Source organism: Mycobacterium sp. (assembly GCF_019247615.1).
Lineage (GTDB): Bacteria > Actinomycetota > Actinomycetes > Mycobacteriales > Mycobacteriaceae > Mycobacterium.
Genome location: NZ_JAFBAT010000122.1, coordinates 1 through 7,806, shown reverse-complemented (window position 1 = coordinate 7,806; position 7,806 = coordinate 1). Strand labels below are relative to the sequence as shown.

General features: G+C 68.2%; 8 protein-coding genes and 1 pseudogene. 6 read left to right on the top strand and 3 right to left on the bottom strand.

The features are described from left to right. Positions 1 to 97 (bottom strand): annotated as a pseudogene (locus JO059_RS08300) (antibiotic biosynthesis monooxygenase); the annotation flags it as partial. Here JO059_RS08300 and JO059_RS08295 point away from each other — a divergent pair. Then, complete coding sequence (locus JO059_RS08295) at positions 96 to 2,732, top strand: DNA translocase FtsK (protein WP_293315614.1); 2,637 nt, start codon at positions 96 to 98, stop codon at positions 2,730 to 2,732. The pseudogene JO059_RS08300 and the gene JO059_RS08295 overlap by 2 nt on opposite strands. Here the strand turns inward: JO059_RS08295 and JO059_RS08290 are convergent. Continuing rightward, entirely contained in the window at positions 2,729 to 3,253 is a 525-nt protein-coding gene (locus JO059_RS08290) for an amino-acid N-acetyltransferase (protein WP_293315613.1), read from the bottom strand. The genes JO059_RS08295 and JO059_RS08290 overlap by 4 nt on opposite strands. A gap of 55 nt (positions 3,254 to 3,308) precedes the next feature. On the opposite strand from JO059_RS08290, the gene pgsA reads away from it, so the two are divergent. The 4 genes from pgsA to JO059_RS08270 all read left to right on the top strand — a co-directional run bounded on the left by pgsA (position 3,309) and on the right by JO059_RS08270 (position 6,156). Beyond that, positions 3,309 to 3,905 (top strand): CDP-diacylglycerol--glycerol-3-phosphate 3-phosphatidyltransferase, encoded by a 597-nt coding sequence (gene pgsA / locus JO059_RS08285; RefSeq protein WP_293315615.1) that lies wholly within the window; start codon positions 3,309 to 3,311, stop codon positions 3,903 to 3,905. A 123-nt stretch (positions 3,906 to 4,028) separates the two neighbouring features. Then, positions 4,029 to 4,367, top strand: coding sequence for a transcriptional regulator ClgR (gene clgR / locus JO059_RS08280; protein ID WP_293315612.1), 339 nt, complete (start codon positions 4,029 to 4,031; stop codon positions 4,365 to 4,367). A 135-nt stretch (positions 4,368 to 4,502) separates the two neighbouring features. Continuing rightward, positions 4,503 to 5,318, top strand: a complete 816-nt coding sequence (gene pspA, locus JO059_RS08275; protein WP_293315611.1) for a phage shock protein PspA — start codon at positions 4,503 to 4,505, stop codon at positions 5,316 to 5,318. Positions 5,319 to 5,337: 19 nt separating this feature from the next. Beyond that, a complete protein-coding gene (locus JO059_RS08270) occupies positions 5,338 to 6,156 on the top strand; it encodes a hypothetical protein (protein ID WP_293315610.1) in 819 nt (272 codons plus the stop codon). 7 nt (positions 6,157 to 6,163) lie between these two features. Here JO059_RS08270 and JO059_RS08265 read toward each other — a convergent pair whose 3' ends face one another. Then, positions 6,164 to 6,595, bottom strand: a complete 432-nt coding sequence (locus JO059_RS08265; protein WP_293315609.1) for a limonene-1,2-epoxide hydrolase — start codon at positions 6,593 to 6,595, stop codon at positions 6,164 to 6,166. A gap of 63 nt (positions 6,596 to 6,658) precedes the next feature. On the opposite strand from JO059_RS08265, the gene JO059_RS08260 reads away from it, so the two are divergent. Beyond that, on the top strand, positions 6,659 to 7,806 hold a 1,148-nt coding region (locus tag JO059_RS08260), incomplete at its 3' end, for a glycosyltransferase (RefSeq protein ID WP_293315608.1).

Genomic DNA, 7,806 nt, shown 5'->3' with positions numbered 1-7,806 from the left:
CGTCGTGCACTTCTCGAATCGTGCTGGCTAGGATGTCCCGCACCGTGTCCACCGATTCGGGTTTGACGGTCAGGGTGGCGACGACGACGACGGGCATGCTGTGGCCTCCTGGGAGTGATCGCGGGGTGGTGGACGGCGTGACTTCACTGTTGCCGACATCACACCGGATCCACCCTACCCACGGCTCCCGCGCCGAGTGCCGATGCGCCTGGGTTACCAGTGTGGCGGTTGGTGTAGATGAGGTATTTGCGACTAGGCTTGCCCTCATGCCGAGTAAGACCGTGGCCCGCTCCGGAACCCGAACAAACAGGACGCGCCGGTCTTCAGGGGCCGCTTCGCGGAGCGGCTCCAGGCCCGCGCGACCGGCGGCGCCCCGCAAGAAGGTGGGAAAAGCCGCGAAACGTCGCAACCGGTCGTTGCTGCTGGGCGCCGGGCTGGCCTGCGGCCGGGCGATGCGCGCCACCTGGTTGATGGCCGCGCGCGGCACCGGCGGCGCAGCGCGGTCCATCGGACGCGCCCGCGACATCGACCCGGGACATCGCCGCGATGGAATCGCCCTGGTACTGCTCGGGATTTCGGTCGTGGTCGCGGCGAGTTCCTGGTTCGACGCCGCCCGGCCGGTCGGTGCCTGGATCGACACGCTGCTGCGGACCTTCATCGGCGTGGGGGTCCTCGCCCTCCCAGTGGTCACCGCCGCCGTGGCGGTGACACTGATGCGGACGTCGCCGGATCCCGACGCTCGGCCCCGCCTGATCCTGGGCGGCGCGCTGATCACCCTTTCTGTTCTCGGTCTGCGCCACTTGTGGTCCGGTTCCCCCGGAGACCCGGAAGCACGGCGTCGCGCGGCCGGATTCGTCGGCTTCGCGATCGGGGGGCCGCTGTCGGAGGGGTTGACGCCCTGGATCGCGGCGCCCCTGCTGTTCATCGGCTTCATGTTCGGCCTGTTGCTACTGACGGGGACCACCATCCGTGAGGTGCCCGATGTGGTGCGCGGCATGTTCGGCACCCGATTGCCCGATGAGGAGATCGACGAGGCGGCCGACTGCGCGAACTACGACCAGGAGACCTCGTTCGAAGATGACGACGAGGCCCAGGCCTGGCCGATCGCGGACACGGCCGCGGTCTGTCTCGAGGACCAAGACGACATTCCCACCGTTCCCGAGCCTGCCCTGCGAGCAGGGGCAGCGCGCGGCCGCGATCGCGGCAAACGGCAGACCGAAGCGCTGGACCGAATCATCGACGGTCCTTACACGCTGCCGTCGCTGAGCCTGCTGATCGCGGGGGACCCACCCAAGAAGCGCAGCGCCGCCAACACCCACATGGCCACCGCGATCGGGGAGGTGCTCACCCAGTTCAACGTCGACGCGGCCGTGACCGGCTGCACCCGGGGGCCCACCGTTACCCGCTACGAGGTCGAGTTGGGGCGCGGCGTCAAGGTGGAGAAGATCACCGCGCTGCAGAAGAACATCGCCTACGCGGTCGCCACCGAGAGCGTGCGCATGCTGGCCCCGATCCCGGGCAAGTCGGCGGTGGGCATCGAGGTGCCCAACACCGACCGGGAGATGGTGCGGCTGGCCGACGTGCTGACCGCGCCGTCGACCCGCCGTGACCACCACCCGCTGGTAATCGGGCTGGGCAAGGACATCGAGGGCGACTTCATCTCGGCCAACCTGGCCAAGATGCCGCACCTGCTGGTCGCCGGCTCCACCGGATCCGGCAAATCCAGCTTCGTCAACTCCATGCTGGTGTCGTTGTTGACGCGGGCCAGCCCCGAGGAGGTCAGGATGATCCTGATCGACCCGAAGATGGTGGAACTGACGCCGTACGAAGGCATTCCGCACCTGATCACGCCGATCATCACCCAGCCCAAGAAGGCGGCGGCCGCGCTGGCGTGGCTCGTCGACGAGATGGAGCAGCGCTACCAAGACATGCAAGCCGCTCGGGTGCGCCACATCGACGACTTCAACGCTCAGGTGCGCTCCGGCGCCATCACGACGCCGCTGGGTAGCCAGCGCGAGTACCGGCCCTACCCCTACGTCGTGGCGATCGTCGACGAGCTGGCCGATTTGATGATGACCGCCCCGCGCGACGTCGAGGACGCCATCGTGCGGATCACTCAGAAGGCCCGCGCCGCCGGCATCCACCTGGTGCTGGCGACGCAGCGCCCGTCCGTCGACGTGGTGACCGGGCTCATCAAGACGAACGTGCCGTCGCGGCTGGCGTTCGCCACGTCGTCGCTCACCGACAGCCGCGTGATCCTGGACCAGGCCGGCGCCGAAAAGCTGATCGGGATGGGGGACGGCCTGTTCCTGCCGATGGGCGCCAACAAGCCGCTGCGGCTGCAGGGCGCCTATGTCTCCGACGAGGAGATCCAGGCCATCGTCAATGCCTGCAAAGACCAGGCCGAACCCGAATACACCGAGGGCGTCACCGCCACCAAGCCCTCCGGCGAACGCACCGACGTCGACCCGGACATCGGCGACGACCTGGACCTCTTCCTGCAGGCCGTCGAGCTCGTCGTGTCCAGCCAGTTCGGCTCCACCTCGATGCTGCAGCGCAAGCTGCGGGTGGGCTTCGCCAAAGCGGGCCGGCTGATGGACCTGATGGAGACCCGCGACATCGTCGGGCCCAGCGAGGGCTCCAAGGCGCGCGAGGTGCTGGTCAAGCCCGACGAGCTGGCGGCGACGCTGGCCACGATCCGGGGCCTGGGCGCCTCCGACGACGCGGACTAGAGCACCAGCAGCATCCGCGAATTGCCCAGGATGTTGGGCTTGACGTAGCTCAGGTCCAGGAATTCGGCGACACCGATGTCATACGAGCGGCACATCTCCTCGAACACCTCGGCGGTGACCGGCGTGCCCTCGATCTCGGTGAACCCGTGCTTGCCAAAGAACTCGGTCTCGAAGGTCAACACGAACACCCGCTGGAGCTGCAGCTCACGGGCCACCCCCAACAGCCGCTCGACGATCGCGTGGCCGATCCCCTGGCCGGTCATCGCCGGGTCGACGGCGACAGTGCGGATCTCGCCCAGGTCGGACCACAACACGTGCAGGGCGCCGCAACCGACCACCTTGCCTGGAAGGTCCGGGTGCTCGGCAACCCAAAACTCCTGGACAGCCTCGTAGAGCGTCACGAGATTCTTTTCCAGCAGGATCTTTCCCGCGTACGTGTCGACGAGCCGTTTGATCGCGGGCACATCCGATGTTCGCGCGCGCCGGACCACCGGCCGGACACCCCGCGGACTTTGCGTCACGGCTAACAGTATCGGCTCTCGGGTGGGCGCCCAGGTCAACCGCTATTCTGATGCGGTGCCGGCGCAGCCTCAAACGGGTCCGCTGAGGGAACCGTCAAGCCCCGCCCGCATCGCCAACCTCGCCAATGTCCTCACCCTCGTGCGGCTGTTGCTCGTCCCTATTTTTCTGCTCGCCCTGTTTGCCGACGGCGGTCACCAAGTCGCCGGCCGCATCGTGGCCTTCGCGATTTTTGCCGTCGCGTGCATCACCGACCGGTTCGACGGTCTGCTGGCCCGAAACTACGGGATGGCGACCGAGTTCGGCGCGTTCGTCGACCCGATTGCGGACAAGGCACTGATCGGGGCTGCACTGATCGGCCTGTCGATGCTGGGGTACATGCCGTGGTGGGTCACCGTGGTGATCATGACCCGCGAGGTCGGCGTGACGCTGCTGCGACTGGCGGTGATACGTCGCGGCGTCATTCCGGCGAGCTGGGGCGGCAAACTCAAGACCGTAGTACAGGCGCTCGCGATCGGCTTGTTCCTGCTGCCGCTGTCGGGGCCGTTTTTGAAGGCGGCGTCAGTGGTCATGGGAATTGCGATCGTGCTGACCGTCGTCACCGGGATCGACTATGTTGCCTCGACCATCAGGGAAATTCGCCGGGCCGGCTGACCGCGACGTCGGCTCATCGGATGGGAACCAACGCCCTGCTGCCGGCGTTCACGTAGGTGAGCGCCTGCTGATTCGGTTCGTTGTTCTTGCCCAGCAGGCCCGAGTGGACGAAGGAGAGCAGGGATGCCGCCATTAGCGCGCGAGGTTATCGGCGACGTGTTGCGTCGTGCTCGAACGTCACAGGGCCGGACGCTGCGCGAGGTCTCGGATTCGGCGCGGGTGAGCCTCGGGTATCTGTCGGAGGTGGAGCGCGGCCGCAAGGAGGCCTCCAGCGAGTTGCTCAACGCGATCTGCGACGCATTGGACGTACCGCTGTCGGCCGTCCTGACCGGCGCCGGTGAGCGGATGGCCAGCGCGGAGCGCTCGGCCGGCAGCGCGCCAGCCGTCGGGGCAAGCGGTACCAACATCGACGCCGACACCAAGGTCGTGATCCCGCCCGTCGCGTCGCTGGCCCTCGCCTGAACGCTGGGATCCGGGCCAAGGGGTTGGGGCGATCGTCGCCGACCCGATAAATTGAGCGGCAGGGCGCTCATCCGGCATAGACAGAAGCGTCACAGACAGAAGCGTCACAGTCAGAAGCGAGGGTGGAGCTAACTCATGGCCAATCCGTTCGTTAAAGCGTGGAAATACCTCATGGCGCTGTTCAACGCGAAGATTGACGAGCACGCCGACCCGAAGGTGCAGATACAGCAGGCCATCGAAGAAGCGCAGCGCCAACACCAAGCCCTGACCCAGCAGGCCGCGCAGGTGATCGGCAATCAGCGGCAACTGGAGATGCGTCTCAACCGGCAGCTGGCGGACATCGAGAAGCTTCAGGTCAACGTCCGTCAGGCCCTGACCCTGGCCGATCAGGCAACAGCCGCCGGGGACGCCGCCAAGGCCGCCGAGTACAACAACGCCGCCGAAGCGTTCGCCGCGCAGCTGGTGACCGCAGAGCAGAGCGTCGAAGACCTCAAAACCCTGCACGACCAGGCGCTGTCGGCCGCTGCCCAGGCCAAGAAGGCGGTCGAACAAAACTCGATGGTGCTGCAACAGAAAATCGCGGAACGCACCAAGCTGCTCAGCCAGCTCGAACAGGCGAAGATGCAGGAACAGGTCAGTGCATCGCTGCGGTCGATGAGCGAGATCGCGGCCCCGGGCAACACCCCGAGCCTCGAGGAGGTGCGCGACAAGATCGAGCGGCGGTACGCCAACGCGATCGGCGCGGCCGAACTCGCCCAGGGCAGCGTGCAGGGCCGCATGCTCGAGGTCCAGCAGGCGGGCGTTCAGATGGCCGGCCACTCGCGACTGGAGCAGATCCGCGCGTCGATGCGGGGTGAAGCGCTGCCGGCGGGCGGGACGTCCGCCACGCCCACCCCGGCGCCCGCCGAGACCGCCGGTGGCCAGGTGGCCGAGAAGCCCTTTGGCCAGTAAGCGGGGCGGAGCGTCTGCCATGGCGGTGAGAGCGACTGAGCGCGGGCCGTGGCGCGCGTTATTGCAGCGCGGACTGGACACCGCTGCCGACCTCTCCGACCTGGTTGCCCAAAAGATCAGTGCCGCAACCGATCCGCGTGCCCGGTTACTGCGCCGCCGCCGCCGCGCGCTGCGGTGGGGGCTGATCTTCGCGGCCGGGTGCGTGTTTTGGGCGGTGGTGACGGCGTTGCTCGCGGCCTGGGGCTGGTTCGCGTTGCTGTTGGAGGTCACCGGCGGCGTCGCGGTGCTGATGTCGATTCCCGCGACGCTGTTGTTGTTCCGCTACCGCTGGCTTCGCTCGGAACCGCTGCCGGCGCCGCGGTCGACTGCTGCTCGACGGCTGCCGCCCCCGGGTTCCGCCGCGCGGCCGGCCATGTATGCCCTGGGCGCCTCGGAGCGCGGTTTCTTTTCCCTGCTGGGCGTGATCGAGCGCGGGTCCATGCTGCCGCCCGACGAAATTCGGGACCTGACCGCCGCGGCCAACAAGTGCTCCGCGGCGATGGCCGCCAGCGCCGCCGAGGTGGTCTCGATGGAGCGTGCCGCTCAGTACTCGGAATCCTCGCGGGCATATCTGGTGCCCACCATCAACGCGTTCACCGCTCAGTTGGGTGCCGGGGTTCGTCAGTACAACGAAATGGTCACCGCCGCAGCGCAATTGGTGTCGTCGGCAAATGGGGGTGCTAGCGCGGCGGTGGCGGATTCCCAGCAGCGCTATCGCGCCGAGCTGGCCGGGGCCACCGACCGCCTGCTCGGTTGGGGCCAGGCGTTCGACGAACTGGGCGGGATGCCCCAGAGATAGTCGAGCGCTAGAACGTCGCCTTGAGCGAGGGCAACACCAGCGCGGCCAGCCCGCGTGCGGTCGCCTTGAACATGTCGAAGAAGTCGAAGTAGTCCCGCCACAGCGTGATTCGTCCATCGTGGACCTCGAACACCCCGCAGACCCAGAACTGGAGCCGTAGCGGGCCGAAGATCAGCGCGTCGGTGCGTTCGGTGAGCACCGCGGCGCCGTCGGCGGCAATGCGGTGAATCTTCACCTCGAAGGCGACGCGGCCGGCCATCCGGCGAAACAGCTTCATTGTTCGGGCACGCCCATGAATCGTCGGCAGCCCGACGTTTTCATAGACCAGGTTGTCGGCCAAAGCGGCTTCGGCCGCTTCATAATCCCCGTCTTGCAGGGCGTTGAGGAAACCCTCGACCGTCCGGGTGTTGGAAACGGCCGTCTCAGTCAGCTCCGTCATGAGTGCCAGCGTAGGCGAGTCGGCGCTGTGGCAGCGTACCGGTGCTGTGGCAGGGTAGGGCGGATGCGCGTCGCCGTGGTCGCCGGGCCGGATCCCGGACACTCGTTCCCCGCGATCGCGCTGTGCCAACGCTTCGGTGAGGCGGGCGATGAGCCCACGCTGTTCACCGGCGGGGAGTGGGTCGACGCCGCCCGCGAGGCCGGCGTCGAGGCCGTGGAGCTGGACGGGCTCGCGGCCACCGACCAGGACCTCGATGCCGGCGCCAGGATCCACCGGCGCGCCGCGCGGATGGCGGTTCTCAACGTGCCCGCCCTGCGTGATCTGGCGCCCGACCTGGTTGTGTCCGACGTCATCACCGCGGGCGGCGGGATGGCCGCAGAGCTGTTGGGGATCCCGTGGATCGAGCTCAACCCCCATCCGCTCTACCTGCCCTCGAGGGGACTGCCACCGATCGGCACCGGGCTGGCGCCCGGCACCGGTTTGCGCGGGCGGTTGCGGGACGCCACCATGCGGGCATTGACGGCGCGGTCCTGGAGGGCGGGCCTGCGGCAGCGCGCGGCCGTGCGGGTCGACATCGGGTTGCCGGCGCGTGACCCCGGTCCACTGCGGCGCCTCATCGCCACACTGCCCGCGCTGGAGGTTCCCCGCCCGGACTGGCCGGAGGAGGCCGTCGTCGTTGGCCCGTTGCATTTCGAGCCGACCGACCGAGAACTCGATATTCCGCCCGGTTCCGGCCCGCTGGTGGTGATCGCGCCCTCGACCGCATCGACCGGCACGTCATGCCTGGCCGAAGTCGCGCTGGGCTGCCTGATACCGGGGGACACGCTGCCCGCGGGTTCGCGCCTGGCGGTCTCCCGCCTGGGCGGAGCAGATCTGAAGGTGCCGCCGTGGGCGGTGGTCGGGCTGGGGCGGCAGTCTTCGTTGTTGACGCATGCCGACGTGGTGATCTGTGGCGGCGGCCACGGGATGGTGGCCAAGACGCTGCTGGCCGGGGTTCCGCTGGTGGCGGTTCCCGGCGGGGGCGACCAGTGGGAAATGGCCAACCGGGTGGTTCGCCAAGGCAGTGGGCGGCTGATCCGGCCGCTGACCGCCGACGCGCTGGTGGCCGCGGTCGACGGCGTGCTTTCGTCCCCGGGCTATCGGGAGGCCGCACAAAGGGCCGCCGCCAGCATCGCGGGCGTCGCCGACCCGGTGCGGGTATGCCACGAAGC